Here is a 16342-nt window from a genome sequence, read left to right on the forward strand (position 1 = left end):
TGCCGGGCGCTCTACCCCGGCACACGGGCCGGCCCACGAAGCCAGCCTGGCAAGCAGACGCCACGCCTATCGGCCTGGCCGGTGCTGCACGAAGGTCAAATCCAATAACAAAATGAGGTTGTATTGCTATGCCAGTCGGCAACCACTCTGCCCATGGCCAGGCCAATGAAGGCGGCCCGCTCAAGCGTGAACTGGGCGAACGGCACATCCGCCTGATGGCGCTGGGCGCCTGTATCGGCGTCGGTCTTTTCCTCGGTTCGGCCAAAGCCATCGAAATGGCCGGCCCTGCCATCATGCTGTCCTACATCATCGGTGGCTTGGCCATCCTGGTGATCATGCGCGCCCTTGGCGAAATGGCCGTGCATAACCCGGTCGCCGGGTCGTTCAGCCGCTATGCCCAAGACTACCTCGGCCCGCTGGCGGGCTTCCTCACCGGGTGGAACTACTGGTTCCTCTGGTTGGTGACCTGTGTCGCCGAAATTACTGCAGTAGCCATCTACATGGGTATCTGGTTCCCCGACGTGCCCCGCTGGATCTGGGCCCTGGCAGCCTTGGGTAGCATGGGCGCCGTTAACCTGGTAGCGGTGAAGGCCTTTGGTGAATTCGAGTTCTGGTTCGCCCTGATCAAGATTGTCACCATCATCGCCATGGTCCTTGGCGGCATCGGTGTCATTGCCTTCGGCTTCGGCAATGACGGTGTGGCTGTAGGTGTCTCCAACCTGTGGAGCAACGGCGGCTTCATGCCGAATGGCGTGACCGGCGTGCTGATGTCGCTGCAGATGGTGATGTTCGCCTACCTGGGTGTGGAAATGATCGGTTTGACCGCCGGCGAAGCACGCAACCCGCAAAAGACCATCCCACAGGCCATTGGCTCGGTGTTCTGGCGCATCCTGCTGTTCTACGTCGGTGCGTTGTTCGTGATCCTGTCGATCTACCCGTGGAACGAAATTGGCAGCCAGGGTAGCCCGTTCGTCATGACCTTCGAGCGCCTCGGCATCAAGACCGCCGCCGGCATCATCAACTTCGTGGTCATCACCGCGGCGCTGTCGTCGTGCAACGGCGGGATTTTCAGCACCGGGCGCATGCTCTACAGCCTGGCACAAAACGGCCAGGCCCCTGCCGCCTTTGCCCGTACCTCGAAGAATGGCGTACCGCGCAATGCACTGCTGCTGTCGATCGGCGCGCTACTGCTGGGCGTGCTGGCCAACTACCTGGTGCCGGAAAAAGTGTTTGTCTGGGTAACGTCGATTGCCACCTTCGGTGCAATCTGGACCTGGGTGATGATCCTGCTGGCGCAGCTCAAGTTCCGTGCCGGTCTTTCCACTGCTGAGCGCAAGGCACTGAAGTACCGCATGTGGCTGTGGCCGCTGAGCTCCTACCTGGCGCTGGGTTTCCTGGTGCTGGTGGTTGGCTTGATGGCGTACTTCGAGGATACCCGTGTGGCCCTGTACATTGGCCCGGCGTTCCTGGTGCTGCTGACCGTGCTGTACTACGCGTTCCGTCTGGCGCCGAAAGACGTACAAGGTGTGGCCAGTACCGCTTCCTGATCTGAAATAGCCGGGGCTGCGTAGCAGCCCCAGGGCTCTATCAGGCAGCCACTTCGCTGTGTGGCTCAAAGCTGTCGGCCCGGGCCAGTTGCCACATGCGTGAATAGAACTGCCCGTTCACCTCGCCGGTCAGCAACTCGCCCGGTTTCAAGAACACATGCATCTGCGAGAACAGCTTGATCTCGGTGGCCGAGACGCGCCGCACCAGGTGCTTGGCTTCCAGCTGCGCCGGGTGGTCCAGGCCCGCCGCCGCGAGCATTTCGGCCAGGGCATGCAAGGTGTTGTGGTGGAAGTTCAGCACCCGTTGGGCCTTGTCCGGCACCACCAGAGCGCGCTGGCGCAGTGGGTCTTGCGTGGCCACGCCGGTGGGGCACTTGTTGGTGTGGCAGCTCTGCGACTGGATGCAGCCAATGGCGAACATGAAGCCACGCGCCGAGTTGGCCCAGTCAGCACCAATGGCCAGCACGCTGGCGATGTCGAAGGCGCTGACGATCTTGCCGCTGGCCCCGAGCTTGATCTTGTCACGCAGGTTCAGGCCAACCAGCGTGTTGTGCACGAACAGCAGGCCTTCGCGCAGCGGCACACCGATATGGTCGGTGAACTCTACCGGTGCGGCGCCGGTGCCGCCTTCCTTGCCATCGACGACGATGAAGTCGGGCAGGATGCCGGTTTCCAGCATGGCCTTGGCGATGCCCATGAACTCCCACGGGTGGCCCAGGCAGAACTTGAAGCCGACTGGTTTGCCGCCGGACAGCTCACGCAGCTGGGCAATGAACTGCATCATCTCGATCGGCGTGGAGAAAGCGCTGTGGCGCGACGGCGAGATGCAGTCTTCGCCCATCAGCACGCCTCGGGTCTCGGCAATCTCTTGGGTTACCTTGTGTTTGGGCAGGATGCCGCCGTGGCCGGGCTTGGCGCCCTGGCTCATCTTGATTTCGATCATGCGCACCTGCGGGCTGCGCGCCTGGGCGGCGAAGCGTTCGGGGTCGAAACGCCCGTCCGGCGTGCGGCAACCGAAGTAGCCGCTGCCCAGTTCCCAGACCAGGTCGCCGCCATGCTCGCGGTGATAAGGGCTGATACTGCCTTCGCCGGTGTCATGGTGGAAGTTGCCCAGCTTGGCGCCCTGGTTGAGGGCGCGGATGGCATTGGCGCTGAGCGAGCCGAAGCTCATGGCCGAAATGTTGAAGATCGAGGCCGAGTACGGCTGGCTGCACTGCGGCCCGCCGACGATGACGCGGAAGCTGCTTGGGTCGGCCAGCGGCGCCGGGCGCATGGAGTGGCCGATGAACTCGAAACCAGACTCGTATACGTCTATCAGGGTGCCGAACGGTTTGTCCGAGGCTTCGTTCTTGGCCCGGGCGTACACCAACGAGCGCTGAGCGCGGGAGAATGGCAGGGCGTCGCTGTCGGACTCCAGCAAGTACTGGCGGATTTCCGGGCGAATGGCCTCGACCAGATAGCGGATGTTGCCCAGGATCGGGTAGTTGCGGCGTACGGCATGGCGTTGCTGCAGCAGGTCGAACAAGCCGATCAGGCTGAGGATGCCCGTGGTCAGGGTGAACGGCCACAACCATTCGTGGTGGGTGAAGGGCAAGCTCGCCAGGGTGAACAGCACACAGGCTGCGAAGAAGGCATAGCGACTGAGGAGTGACAGGCTCATACAGGGTCCTTGCGATGGCGCGGTCAGGCTCAGGGCCTGGGGGCAAACCCCGACCATAGCCAAGTTGCAGGGCCCTGCAAATTAAAATCGGGGTAGCGAAAATCATTCTCGTCAAGTTATGTACTGGCTGTACCGGCCCTATCGCCGGCAAGCCAGCTCCTACAGGTCATCACCAGCTTCGAGCGAAGTGACATCTTTGTGGGAGCTGGCTTGCCGGCGATAGGGCCGGTACAGCCGCTAACGCTCAGTGCTTGTCACGCAGCAGTTTCTGCCGCCAGATTTCCTGCTCTTGTGCGGGCGCCTCGACCAGATACGAGTAACGCCCGGCCACCCGTACCGCCACCGGTACCCCGTCGCGATACAACAAGCGGTTACCACTCACCGCTGGCACTTTCGCCCCGGGCAGCAACGAGCCGGTCAGGTTCAGCGGGTCATTGCCACTCACTACCAGCAACGTCCCGTCCGGGTCGCGGCGGCGCACCTGCCGCAGCAACCCCACCGCCTCCGGCAAGGCGAACTGTTCACCCGCCAGCCCGGCAATGAAGCGCCCACCACGGATCTCGCCACGCGCCTCCAGCCGGTGATAGCAGCGCAGCAGTTCACGCCAGGGCGGCAGTACATCACTCTCGCGCTCCAGCAGCCGCCAGCAGATCACGCCATAGCGGCGCAGCAGGGTGCGGGCGATGTACTCCAGGCGCGGGTCTTGATCCGGTGGCGTAGCGCTGCGGCGCAGCAGTGCCCAGCGCCCGGCATGCGCCATGCTGCTGGAAAGCGGCGGGTGGCCACGGCGGCTGTTACGCGAGCTGCGCTTGGCTGCAGGGGTGATCAGGCTGCGTAAGCCGGTGAAACTGTCCGCACCGACCAGGCCCGAACCCACCAGCTCCTGCAGCGCAGTTTCCAGTTCGCTGGGCAGCAGACGTGCCTCATGCGCCAGTTCATCGAAGAACAGCGCCCCCTCGGTTTTAAGCGCTTCGTGCACACGTTGCGCACGCAGGCCAAGGGCATCCACCGTTGGGGCGGGCGCCAGGCTGCGCCATGTGTTCAGCTGGTCGCGCGGCAGCAGCACCAGTGGGGTACTTGATAGGGTGCTGCTCGCCAAAGTTGCCGCCAGCCGGCTCCAGGCAAACTGGCCGCTGCGGCAGGCATCGTCGAGCCAGTGGGGGCTGTAGTCCTTGATGCGCGAAGGCAGCAGTTCCGCCTCCCACGCCCCGGCGGCGCTGGGAAACCCCTGCAACTGGCCCAGCACTTCGGCCAGCGCCTGCGGACCACGCAAGCGCTCGTCAGGTGCCAAGTGCTGCCAGTCGAACAGAAAGCGCATGAAGTCCTGGAGGCTGACCGGTTCGATCTCCCGGCGCAGGCGTTTCACGGTGTAGCGATGAATGCGCGCCAGCAAATGGCGTTCGCACCACTGCAGGTCGGTTGCACCAGGGCTGAAATGCCCGCGCAGCACATAGCCTTCAGCTTCCAGGCGGGCCAGTGCCTGCTCGACGGCTGGCAACGGCTTGCCAAGCGGTGCGGCTATCTGTGGCGCGGTGCTGGGGCCATGGCCACTCAGACGGGCACGTAACAGTTCAGTCAGGGCAAGGTCCGGCTCGGGGGCCTGATCGAACCCAGGCAGCATCTGCAAGGCAGGTTCCAGCACAGCGTCCGGATACACGCTCTGCAGCAGGCCCAGTCGCTCACGCGCCAACCACAGCTTTTCGTCCGCCAGGCGCAAGGCCCGACCATTTTGGGCCAGTTGCCTGAGCAACAGGTCCCAGCTGGCATTGCCCTGCACTTCAGCTTGGCTGATGGCGCCCAGGCCCATCAGCGCTTCGTGCATTTCGTCTGCATTGCCTGGCTGTGGCCAGGCTTCTGCCGCGACGGCGGCGATGGCATCAGCGTCCAGCGCGCCCAGGTCGTCGCCACTGTGCACTTCGCTCCAGCGTCGGTTGAGTACTGCCTGGGTGCGCCGTTCTTCCAGCGGGGCATCGTCCAGAAAAGCGTACGGCCTGGCATTGAGAATGGCAGAGGCCAGTGGCGAAGGCGCGGGCAGGTCGCGGCACAGCAGACGTACCGCCCCGCTTTCCATGCGTCGCAACAGGGCCAGCCAACCTTCGCTGTCCATCGCCTCATGCAGGCAGTCGTCCAGGGTTTGTTCGACCAGCGGGTGATCGGGTATCTGCCGCTCGCCGGCAATGTTTTCCAGGCAGGCGATCTGGTCTGGGAACACAGCGGCCACCAAGTCTTCGCTCTTCATGCGCTGGATCTGTGGCGCGACCTTGCGCCCGCCCACGAAGCGCGGGAGGGCCATTGCAACGCCGGCGTTCCAGCGCCAGCGTACGCCAAACAGCGGCGCATCCAGCACCGCCTGGACGAGGATCTGCTCGGCACTGCGGCTATTGAGGTAACGCCACACCTCGTCCAGCGCGAAACTGTGGCTGGTCGACAGCGACAGCACGATGGCATCCTCGCTGGCGGCAGCCTGCAGCTCGAAATTGAAGGTGCGGCAGAAGCGTTTGCGCAGGGCCAGGCCCCACGCGCGGTTGATGCGGCTGCCGTAGGGCGAATGGATGATCAGCTGGGTCCCGCCGGACTCATCGAAAAAGCGCTCCATCACCAGCGTGTCCTGCGAGGGCAGGGCGCCAAGCACCTCGCGGGTGCGGGCCAGGTAGTCGAGCAACTGGCTGGCGCTGTCTTCGTCCAGTTCGAAGGTAGCCTGCAACCATGCCAGTACCTCGACCATGTCGCCGTCAGCCTGGGCCAGTTGCTGGTCGACCCGTGCCTGCAGCCGCGCCACGGCGGCAGACAGCTCGTTGCTGCGCCCGGGCGCTTCACCCAGCCAGAACGGAATGGTCGGCGGCAGGCCATGGGCATCTTCCACCCGTACGCGGCCCGCCTCGACGCGCAGAATGCGATAGGAGGCGTTGCCCAGCTGGAAGATATCGCCGGCAATGCTCTCCACGGCAAAGTCTTCATTGACGCTGCCAATGTTCAGCGCCTGTGGTTCCAGCAGTACGGTGTAGTCGGCGTTGTCAGGGATGGTGCCGCCGCTGGTCAACGCCGTCAGTTGGCTGCCGCGACGGCCGCGCAAGGTGCCGCTGACCGCATCGCGGTGCAAATAGGCGCTGCGGATACCCTGGCGGCCGTTGTAGCCCTCGGCGAGCATGCTGAGCAGCGCCTGGTAGTGGCGCTGGTCGAGCTCGGTGTAGGGCGTGGCCTGGCGCAAGCAGTCGAACAGGGCTTGTTCGTGCCAGTCCTGGTTACTGGCTTCGGCCACGATCTGCTGGGCCAGCACGTCCAGCGGTGCCCGGGGTATGTGCAGCTCGTCCAGTTCGCCTTGGCGCACGCAGTCCAGCAGGGCCACGCATTCGATCAGGTCATCGCGTGAGGTGGCGAACAGGCGCCCCTTGGGCACGCCGTCCACCTGGTGGCCGGCGCGGCCAACCCGTTGCAGGAAGGCGGCAATCGAACCTGGCGAGGCGATCTGGCACACCAGGTCGATATCGCCGATATCAATGCCCAGCTCCAGCGAAGCGGTGGCGACCAGCACCTGCAAATGGCCGCGCTTGAGCCGCTGCTCTGCACCCAGGCGCAGCTCCTTGGACAGGCTGCCATGGTGCGCGGCGACCGCCTCCTTGCCCAGCCGGTCGCTGAGGTGACGGGTGATGCGCTCGGCAAGGCGCCGGGTGTTGACGAATACGAGCGTGGTGCGGTGTTCGCGGGCGAGGGTGGCCAAGCGGTCGTAGACCAGGCCCCAGACATCGTTGGCCATTACCGCGCCAAGTGGCACCGGCGGCACTTCGATGGCCAGATCGCGTTCGCGCGCATGGCCTACATCGACGATGGCGTAGGGGCGCCCGCTACCGACCAGAAACTGTGCCACCCGCTCGACCGGGCGTTGCGTGGCGGACAGGCCGATACGCCGCAGTGGCCGTTTGCACAAGGCTTGCAGGCGTTCGAGGGTCAGCGCCAGGTGGGCGCCACGCTTGTTGCCGGCCAATGCGTGAATTTCGTCGACGATTACCGTGTGCACGTTGGCCAGGCCTTCACGGCCCGAAGCCGAGCCCATCAACACGTACAGCGATTCGGGGGTTGTCACCAGAATGTGCGGGGCCAGCTTGCGCATGGCAGCACGTTCCTTTTGTGGCGTGTCGCCCGTGCGCACGGCTGTGGTGATGTGTGGGGCGTTCAGGCCCTGGTCTGTGAGGGCCAGGCTGATGCCTTCGAGCGGGGCCTGGAGGTTCAGGCGAATATCATTCGACAGGGCCTTCAGCGGTGAAACGTAGATCACCTGGGTTTGCGCGGGCAGCTCACCTTGGTGCTCCAGGCCTTCACGGAACAGCTCGTCGAGCACCGCCAGGAAAGCACTGAGGGTTTTGCCCGAACCGGTCGGCGCGGCCAGTAACATCGACTGGCCCGCATGGATCAGCGGCCAGGCCTGTGCCTGGGCTTCAGTGACCGTGGCGAAATGGCGACGGAACCAGGTGCGCACGGCAGGGTGGAACAGCGCGAGCACCGGGTGGTGTTTGGCGGGCAGGTTCATGTGTTGGTTATGGAGTGTATGCGGCGGGTTGGCAAGGGGCCGTTCGTCGCGGATGCTATGTTGCCTGCGCTGGCCCTATCGCCGGCCAGCGCAGGCGATACCTTCTTTGATTTCTTGAGTGAGCTGATCCATGCCGAACATAATCCGCATCGCCGCCGCCCTGCTGATCGACCCTCAGGGCCGAACCCTGCTGGTGCGCAAGCGCGGCACCGGGGCTTTCATGCAGCCAGGCGGCAAGATCGATGCCGGTGAAACGCCGGTGCAGGCACTGGTGCGCGAGTTGAACGAGGAGCTGGGCTTGCACATCGACCCGGCCCAGGCCGTGCACCTGGGCCAGTTCAGTGCCCCAGCCGCCAACGAGCCTGGCTTCGAAGTGCAGGCCGAGTTGTTTCGTGTCGACAGCGCCGCAGCCGTGGTCCCGGCTGCGGAGATCGAAGAGGTTGTCTGGCTGGCCGCTGACCAGGCGCCCGTCATGCCACTGGCGCCGCTGACCCGCGACCTGATCCTGCCGCTGTACCGCCAGGCGCTCAACGCACCGCGCTGACCCCATCGAGGGTGGCGAACGAGGTGTCTTTGGCGGTCAGCAAAAAGTCGCGCATGTAAGGCGCATCGAGCATGTCGGTGCGCACGGCCGCATAAAGGGTGGCGAACAGGCCTTTCTCACCCAGGCGTTTGCCCTTCACATAGCCGCGCGAGCTGTACTCGTGCAGTGCCCAGTGCGGCATGCCGCATACCCCGCGGCCGCTGGCTACCAGCTGCATCATCATTACCGTCAGCTCCGAGGTGCGTACGGCGGCCGGCTCGATGTCGGCCGGCTCCAGGAAGCGGGTGAAGATGTCCAGGCGGTCGCGCTCCACCGGGTAGGTGATCAGCGTCTGGTCGAGCAGATCTTGCGGCACCATGTAAGGCTTGCTGGCCAGCGGGTGCTGGTTGGCCACCGCCAGCATTGCCTCATAGGTGAACAGTGGCACATACGTGATGCCTGCCAGGTCCACCGGGTCGGAGGTCACCACCAGGTCCAGGTCGCCGCGGGCCAGGGCCGGCAATGGGGCGAAGGCAAAGCCGGAGGCCAGGTCCAGCTCCACCTCCGGCCAGGCGTCGCGGAACTGGTCGATGGTTGGCATCAGCCACTGGAAGCAGCTATGGCATTCGATGGCCATGTGCAGGCGCCCGGCAGTGCCGCCGGCCAGGCGCGCGATGTCGCGCTCGGCGCCGCGCAGCAGCGGCAGGGTGGCATCGGCCAGTTGCAGCAGGCGAAGCCCGGCACTGGTGAAGCGGATCGGCTTGGTCTTGCGCACGAACAGGGGCAGGCCCAGGCGTTCTTCCAGTTCCTTGAACTGGTGCGATAGCGCCGACTGGGTCAGGTGCAGGCGCTCGGCGGCCTCCACCAGGCTGTCGGCTTCGCGCAGGGCATGAAGGGTTTTCAGGTGGCGGATCTCCAGCACTGCTGACTCCGGGGTTGAAATTTAAAGAAACAGGGGGTGAGTTGAGTTTCCCTCATGTTGGCGCGGCTGTCGACTGGGCATTTGGATGCACCGCCTGGCGGGAGTCATGAAACTGTCACCGAACTGTGGCAGCGCGCTCGAACAGAATTCATCAGACTCGCGCTCTACTGGGGATCTGCATTCTGGTGTTTCTTTCATGCGGGCTTTTTGGCTTTTTCTTTTCTTCATGTTCAGCGTACCGGCGAGTTTCGCCGAACAGCATTGTGACGCCCATGTGCCGGTGCAGCGTGCCGAGCTGGGCGCCGTCAGCCTGGTGTACCAGAGCGTCGGGGCGCAGCGTGACCCGGCCTTGCTGCTGGTGATGGGCCTGGGCGGGCAGCTGATTCATTGGCCGGACGATGTGGTCGAGGCCCTGTGCCGCCAAGGCTTTCGGGTGATCCGCTATGACAACCGCGATGTCGGCCTGTCACGCTGGAACCAGGTGCCACCGTCGGCCAACCTGACGGTCGAGCTGTTGCGTTACAAGCTGGGCCTGCCGGTGGCGGCGCCCTATACCCTGACGGATATGGCCGATGACGGTTTGCGCCTGATGGACGCATTGGGTGTACGCCAGTTTCATGTCTTGGGCGTGAGCATGGGCGGCATGATCGCCCAGCATCTGGCAGCCATGGCCCCCGAGCGCGTGCGCAGCCTGACATTGGTCATGTCCAGTTCAGGGGCAGCGGGGCTGCCTGCGCCGGCCCCGGCGCTGGTGCAACTGCTGGCCCGGCGTAGCGCGCCGAACCGCGAAGTGGCCATCGAGCAGCAGGCCGACCTGCTGGCGGCTTTAGGCAGCCCCGAGGTGCGGGACGACCGCGCGGTATTGCTGCGCCAGGCGGCGGTCGCCTATGACCGGGCGTTCAACCCGGACGGGGCCAAGCGCCAGATCATGGCGATACTGGCCGAGCCCAGCCGCGTCGAGCTTTTGAACCAGCTTCGTGTGCCGACGCTGGTGGTGCATGGCACGGCCGACCCGTTGTTGCCGGTGATGCACGGCGTGCACCTGGCGGCGCATATCCAGGGCAGCCAGTTGCGCCTGATACCTGGGTTGGCGCACCGCTTTCAGGAGCCGTTCAAGGCGCCGCTGCTGGGGGCGGTATTGCCTTATTTGCAGGCGCACAGGCAAGAGGTCACGCACATCGCCGGGCTCTGACTCCGCGAAGCAGCCAGCGCGCATTTTGATCAGTGCATCCGCACCCACAAGGTCACCAGCACGGTCGCGGCCATCAGCCACGCTACCGTGGCCAGGGCCATCGACGTCTCCAGGCGCAGGCGGTCGACCAGCACATACAGGGTTGCCAGGTACACGAAATAGGGAATGATCGACCACATGCCGAACAGGATGGTGGCCTTCAAGTCGGCAATGCTGCGCCCCTTGCCAACGATGTAGTGGGCAATCAGGGCAAAGGTGGGAAACAGCGGCACCAGCCCTGCGATGTAGTAGTTGCGCGTTTTCGACAGCACCGCCAGCAGCAGCACCACGCCAGCACCGAGCGCAGCTTTGAATACCAGGTCCACGTTTTCTTTCCAGTTTGGGTTGAGGTCAGCCGAGGCCGTACTTTTTCACTTTGTCGAACAGCGTGGTCTTGGCCATGCCCAGCTCCTGGCTGGCCTGGCTCAGGTTGCCGCCCGTGCGTTGCAGTGCATCGCTGAGCAGGTTGCGCTCGAACGCTTCCACTGCCTCGGCAAAGCCCAGGCCCTGGCTGGCACCGCCGCTGGGGCCCTTTTTGAACGCCGGCAGGCCCAGGGCATAGCGTTCGGCCACGTTGCGCAACTCGCGCACGTTGCCCGGCCAGTCGTGGGCCATCAGGCGTGACAGGATCTGGCTGTCCAGCATCGGTGCTTCACGGTCGAAGCGCAGGGCTGACTGCTGGAGGAAGTGTTCGAACAACTGCGTGATGTCTTCACGGCGCTCGCGCAGGGGAGGCAGCTCCAGGGTTACCACGTTCAGCCGGTAGTACAGGTCGCTGCGGAACTGGCCGCTCTGGCCCATGCTATCGAGGTCGGCCTTGGTCGCTGCAATCACCCGGCAGTCCACCGGGATGCTCTGGTTCGAGCCCAGCCGCTCCAGCGTGCGTTCCTGCAGTACGCGCAGCAGCTTGATCTGCAGGTTGATCGGCATGCTTTCCACTTCATCGAGGAACAGCGTGCCTCCGTTGGCGTGTTCGATCTTGCCGATACGGCGTTTGCCGGCGCCAGTGAAGGCGTTGGCCTCGTGGCCGAAAATCTCGCTCTCGAACAGGTTTTCCGGCAGGCCGCCACAGTTCAGCGCTACAAAGGGCTGGCCCTGGCGCCGGCTGAAATCGTGCAGGCAGCGGGCGACCAGCTCCTTGCCGGTACCGGTCTCGCCTTCGATCAGCACGTTGGCCGAGGTATCGGCGACGTTGGCGATCAGTTCGCGCAAGTGTTCCATGGCCGGCGAACGACCAATGATGCGTCCCTCCAGGCTGCTCTGCTCGGCCAGTTGACGGCGCAGGGCCACCACCTCGCGTGACAGCCCGCGATGTTCGAGGGCGCGGCGCACCACGTCGACCAGGCGTTCGGGGGAGAACGGTTTTTCCATGAAGTCGTAGGCGCCATTGCGCATGGCACCGACCGCCATGTCGATGTCACCGTGACCGGTAATCAACACCACCGGCAGGCTGCGGTCACGGGCCTTCAGGCGGTTGAGCAGTTCCAGGCCATCGATGCCCGGCAGGCGGATATCGCTGACGACGATGCCGGCGAAATCGTCGCCGATGCGTTCCAGCGCTTGCTCGGCGCTGCCCACGCCCTCGCAGGCGATGTCCTCCAGGGCCAGTGCCTGCTGGCAGCCGAGCAGCACATGCGGGTCGTCTTCAACGATCAGGACGGTAAGTGGCGCTTGGTTCATGGTTGCTCTGCCGGTTCGCTAGGAGGGGTGACCAGGGGCAGGGCCAGGACGAAGGCCGTGCCGCCAGTGGCGGGGTGCTCGACATTGAGGCTGCCCTTGGCGGCGGCAGCAAGGCTCGCCGACAGGGTCAGACCCAGGCCCAGGCCATGTTCGCCCGGTTTGGTGGTGAAGAAAGGTTCGAACAGGTGCTTGCGCGCCTCAGCGTCGATGCCGTGGCCATTGTCGCGCACCTGCAAGCGGTACTTGTCACCCTGCAGCTCGCCTTCCAGCCACAGCTCGGGCAACGGTTGTGCGGCCATGGCATCGAGGGCGTTGCCGATCAGGTTGACCAGAATCTGCTCCAGGCGGGTCTGGTCGATGGCCAGTTGCTGGTCCTCGAACTGGTGATGCAACTGCAAATGGCAGGCGCTGATGCGGTTGGCCAACACCTGCAAGGTGGCCTCTACCGCCTTGGCCAGTGAGGCCTGGCCGCTGTCGTCACTGCGCCGGGCGAACGAGCGCAGGCTGGCGGTGATGCGCCCCATGCGGTCGATCAGGTCGTTCATGGTACGCAGGTTGGTACTGGCCGTTTCCAGCGCCCCGCGTTCGAGGAAGCGCACGGTGTTGCCAGACAACGTGCGCAGCGCGGCCAGCGGCTGGTTCAGTTCATGGGCAATGCTGGTGGACATCTGCCCGATGGCGGCCAGCTTGCCAGCCTGCACCAGCTCATCCTGGGCGTGGCGCAGGGTCTGCTCGGCATGCCTGCGCTCGCGAATCTGGCCTTTCAGGCGTTCGTTGCTGGCGCGCAGGTCTGCCGTGCGTTCGGCAATGCGTCGCTCCAGCTGGTTGTTGGCTGCCTCAAGTGCTTCGCGGGCCGCCAGGCGGGTGGCAATGACCTTGCGCCGCTCGTTCCAGGCGATGCCGAGTATGGCCAGCAAGGCAAAGGCTACGCCCACCAGGACGCCCTGCACCATGGATTCGCGGCGCAGGTCCTGCAGCGGGGTCAGCAGGGTGAAGTGCCAGGGTGTATCGGCCAGGCGCCGGGTCTGGGCCAGGTAGGCGACTTCGTGCTGCTTGCCGTGCGCGGTTTCACTGTTGGCCGGAAAGGTCAGCTTTTCCACGCCATCGGCCAGGGTTTCCCGGGCCAGTGGCTGCAGTTCGTTGAGCGGCCACCAGTAGTATTGCAGGCTGCGCGCCAGGCGCTCCTTGATTTGCGGGGTCAGCGGGCGCACCGACTTCAGGCGTCGGGCCGGGTCACTGGAGAGGATGATGATGCCGTTCTCGTCGCTGACGAATGCCTCCAGGCGGGCACGCTGCCAGCGCTCCTCGAGCGTATCCAGACGCACCTTGATCACCGCCACGCCAATGATCTTGCCGTGTTCTTCAAGCCCATGGGCCAGGTAATAGCCGGCTTCGCCCGTGGTACTGCCGATGCCGTAGAAACGCCCGGGTTCGCCGCGCACAGCCGTCTGAAAGTAGGCGCGGAACGACAGGTCTTCACCGAGAAACGAGTCGGCGTCGCGCCAGTTGCTGGTGGCCTGTACCCGGCCATTGGTGTCGAGGACGAAGATGGCGCGGCTGCGGCTGCGCCGATTTAGCCCCTCAAGGTATTCATTGACCGTTTGGCGCGAGCCGCCGTCCGGCTCGGTGAGCAGGTGTGAAACGCTGTCTTCCAGCTCGAGCAGGCTGGGCAGGTAGGTATATTTGCTGATTTCGCTTTCGACCGTACGCGCGTGCAGCTCCAGCTGGCGCTCGCCGTTTTCGCTGAGGGTGCGGATGCCGTTGCTCTCGCTGATCAGGTAGCCAGCCATTCCCAGGCCGACCATCAGCAGAATGATCAGTGGCGGTAACAGCAATTGTCGGATCAGGCGGGAATTCACGGCAGGCTTGGCAGGGAGCAGTAGCGAGGGGTCGCATTTCATCACAGTGGCCTTGTCACGACCAGCATCCGCTGCCCGGTGGGTCCCGTGGCAGCGGATGCAGTGGCCGGATTAGTGCTGCAGGATCTTGCTGAGGAAGTGCTGGGTGCGCTGGTCGCGGGCACTCTGATCGCCGAAGAACTCTTCCTTGGTGCAGTCTTCGATGATGCTGCCCTTGTCCATGAAGATGACCCGGTTGGCGACCTTGCGGGCAAAGCCCATCTCGTGGGTCACGCACATCATGGTCATGCCTTCGTGGGCCAGTTGCACCATCACGTCCAGCACCTCGCTGACCATTTCCGGGTCCAGTGCCGAGGTGGGTTCGTCGAACAGCATGACGACCGGGTCCATTGCCAAGGCGCGGGCGATGGCCACGCGTTGCTGCTGCCCGCCGGAGAGTTGGCCGGGGTGCTTCTTGGCGTGGGCGCTGAGCCCTACACGGTCGAGCAGGGCCAGGCCCTTTTGGGTGGCTTCTGCCTCGCTGCGGCCCAGCACCTTGCGCTGCGCAATGGTCAGGTTCTCGGTGATGGTCAGGTGCGGGAACAGTTCGAAGTGCTGGAACACCATGCCCACCCGCGAACGCAGCTTCGGCAGGTTGGTCTTCGGGTCGGAGATCGACGTGCCGTCGACCACGATGTCGCCCTTCTGGAACGGCTCCAGCGCGTTGACGCACTTGATCAGGGTGGACTTGCCCGAGCCCGACGGGCCGCAGACTACCACCACCTCACCTTTCTTGACCTCGGTGCTGCAATCGGTCAGTACCTGGAAGTCGCCGTACCACTTGTTGACGTTCTTGATGGAAATCATACGGTGATCCTTTTTTGCAGGCGCTTGACCAGCCACGAAGCGGAGAAGCTGATGATGAAGTAGACGACGCCGGCGAAGATCAGGAACTCATGGGAGCGCCCGATGATATCGCCGTTGGAACGTGCCGAGTTGAGGAAGTCCACCAGGCCCACGGTGTATACCAGCGAGGTGTCCTGGAAGAGGATGATGCTCTGTTGCAGCAGCAACGGGGTCATCTTGCGGAAGGCCTGGGGCAGGATGATCAGGCGCATGGTCTGCGCGTAGTTCATGCCCAGCGCTTGCGCGGCGCCCATCTGGCCTTTGGAAATCGACTGCACGCCGGCACGCACGATCTCGCAGAAGTACGCCGCCTCGAACATCATGAAGGCTACCACGCAAGAGGTGAACGCACCCACTGGCGTGTCTTCGCCGGTAATCCACCGCAGCACGAACGGCACCGCCAGGTAGAACCAGGTGATCACCAGCAGCAGCGGGATCGAGCGGAAGTAGTTGACGTAGGCACCTGCCACACGTGACAGCAGCTTGCTCGACGACAGGCGCATCAGCGCCAGGATGGTGCCCAGTGCGATACCGCCGACAACGCCCATGACCATCAGCTGCAGGGTCATGACCATACCTTCCCAGAGGGCTGGCAGGGCCGGGATGATTTCGCTGAAATCCATGTCCATTTACTTGCCTCCCACGGAAATCAGGCCAGGCACGGCGACTTTCTTCTCGACCATGCGCATCAGCAGCATCAGGCCCATGTTCAGGGTGAAGTAGATCAGCGTGGCCAGGGTGAACGCCTCGAAGAGGTTGGCGGAGAACTCGGCGGTCTGCTTGGTTTGCGCCAGCAGTTCCATCAGGCCGATCAGCGATGCCACCGAGGAGTTCTTGAAGACGTTGAGGAACTCGGAGGTGAGCGGCGGAATGATGATCCGGTAAGCCTGCGGCAGCAGCACATTGTTGTAGATCTGTGGGAGGCTGAAGCCCATGGCGCGTGCGGCGGCTTCCTGGCCTTTGGGCAGCGCCTGGATACCGGTACGTACCTGTTCACAGACGCGGGCGGCGGTGAACAGGCCCAGGCAGACGACCACGCTGATCAGCGCCGAGGTAGTCGGGTTGAGGTCCTGCTTGAACCATTCCTGCAAGCCTTCCGGCAGCAGGTCCGGCACCAGGAAGTACCAGATGAACAGCTGCACCAGCAGTGGCACGTTGCGGAACAGTTCCACATAGGCGGTAGCGATGCCCGATACCAGACGGTTCGGCACGGTACGCATGACACCGAGGAGTGACCCCAGCAGCAGCGCAATGATCCAGGCGGTGATGGCGATGGCGATGGTCCAGCCCAGGCCGGTGATGTACCAGTCCAGATAGGTTTCGCTGCCCACGCCGGTGGACTTGAAGAACACGCCCCAGTCCCAGTTGTAATTCATCGGGATTTCCCCTCAGACGGTTGTTTCACGGGCACCTTCGAGCATCCGGGGGCGCTTGGCGCCCTCGGATGAAAGGTTAGACACTAATGAGTGGCCTGCAGAATTGATTCGTGCTGTTGAGCACCAGGCCACTA

The 16342-nt window shown here is 64.0% G+C and carries 12 protein-coding genes; 3 read left to right on the forward strand and 9 right to left on the reverse strand.

Going from position 1 to position 16342, the window contains the following annotated elements; translation table 11 throughout:
• Window positions 1-128: 128 nt before the first annotated feature.
• Window positions 129-1547, forward strand: coding sequence for an amino acid permease (locus LU684_RS11950; protein ID WP_016488805.1), 1419 nt, complete (start codon window positions 129-131; stop codon window positions 1545-1547).
• A 40-nt stretch (window positions 1548-1587) separates the two neighbouring features.
• Here LU684_RS11950 and LU684_RS11955 read toward each other — a convergent pair whose 3' ends face one another.
• The gene (locus LU684_RS11955) at window positions 1588-3207 is read right to left on the reverse strand and encodes an FMN-binding glutamate synthase family protein (protein WP_232894671.1); all 1620 of its coding nucleotides are present in this window, start codon (window positions 3205-3207) and stop codon (window positions 1588-1590) included.
• Window positions 3208-3451: 244 nt separating this feature from the next.
• Complete coding sequence (locus LU684_RS11960; RefSeq protein WP_232894672.1) at window positions 3452-7732, reverse strand: DEAD/DEAH box helicase; 4281 nt, start codon at window positions 7730-7732, stop codon at window positions 3452-3454.
• Window positions 7733-7862: 130 nt separating this feature from the next.
• On the opposite strand from LU684_RS11960, the gene LU684_RS11965 reads away from it, so the two are divergent.
• Window positions 7863-8276: an NUDIX hydrolase gene (locus LU684_RS11965; RefSeq protein ID WP_023047129.1), complete on the forward strand. Its 414-nt coding sequence runs from the start codon at window positions 7863-7865 to the stop codon at window positions 8274-8276.
• Here the strand turns inward: LU684_RS11965 and metR are convergent.
• Complete coding sequence (metR, locus tag LU684_RS11970) at window positions 8260-9177, reverse strand: transcriptional regulator MetR (RefSeq protein WP_016488801.1); 918 nt, start codon at window positions 9175-9177, stop codon at window positions 8260-8262. The two genes, LU684_RS11965 and metR, sit on opposite strands and share 17 nt — an antisense overlap.
• A gap of 196 nt (window positions 9178-9373) precedes the next feature.
• Here metR and LU684_RS11975 point away from each other — a divergent pair, with 196 nt between their 5' ends.
• Window positions 9374-10369, forward strand: coding sequence for an alpha/beta fold hydrolase (locus LU684_RS11975; protein ID WP_016488800.1), 996 nt, complete (start codon window positions 9374-9376; stop codon window positions 10367-10369).
• Window positions 10370-10398: 29 nt separating this feature from the next.
• Here the strand turns inward: LU684_RS11975 and LU684_RS11980 are convergent, their stop codons facing one another.
• From LU684_RS11980 to LU684_RS12005, 6 genes are all read right to left on the reverse strand, one after another.
• Window positions 10399-10734 carry a GlpM family protein gene (locus LU684_RS11980; protein ID WP_016488799.1) on the reverse strand — a complete coding sequence of 112 codons (336 nt, stop codon included), beginning with the start codon at window positions 10732-10734 and terminating at the stop codon, window positions 10399-10401.
• A gap of 25 nt (window positions 10735-10759) precedes the next feature.
• Window positions 10760-12088, reverse strand: coding sequence for a sigma-54-dependent transcriptional regulator (locus LU684_RS11985; protein ID WP_016488798.1), 1329 nt, complete (start codon window positions 12086-12088; stop codon window positions 10760-10762).
• The gene (locus LU684_RS11990) at window positions 12085-13989 is read right to left on the reverse strand and encodes a sensor histidine kinase (RefSeq protein WP_016488797.1); all 1905 of its coding nucleotides are present in this window, start codon (window positions 13987-13989) and stop codon (window positions 12085-12087) included. The genes LU684_RS11985 and LU684_RS11990 overlap by 4 nt, the downstream gene beginning before the upstream one ends.
• A 69-nt stretch (window positions 13990-14058) precedes the next feature.
• Window positions 14059-14793: an amino acid ABC transporter ATP-binding protein gene (locus LU684_RS11995; protein WP_016488796.1), complete on the reverse strand. Its 735-nt coding sequence runs from the start codon at window positions 14791-14793 to the stop codon at window positions 14059-14061.
• Window positions 14790-15461 carry an amino acid ABC transporter permease gene (locus tag LU684_RS12000; protein ID WP_016488795.1) on the reverse strand — a complete coding sequence of 224 codons (672 nt, stop codon included), beginning with the start codon at window positions 15459-15461 and terminating at the stop codon, window positions 14790-14792. Before LU684_RS12000 ends, LU684_RS11995 begins: the two co-directional genes overlap by 4 nt.
• The gene (locus LU684_RS12005) at window positions 15462-16208 is read right to left on the reverse strand and encodes an amino acid ABC transporter permease (RefSeq protein ID WP_016488794.1); all 747 of its coding nucleotides are present in this window, start codon (window positions 16206-16208) and stop codon (window positions 15462-15464) included.
• Window positions 16209-16342: the final 134 nt, after the last annotated feature.

This window comes from Pseudomonas sp. NMI542_15, from assembly GCF_021283425.1.
GTDB lineage: Bacteria > Pseudomonadota > Gammaproteobacteria > Pseudomonadales > Pseudomonadaceae > Aquipseudomonas > Aquipseudomonas fortuita.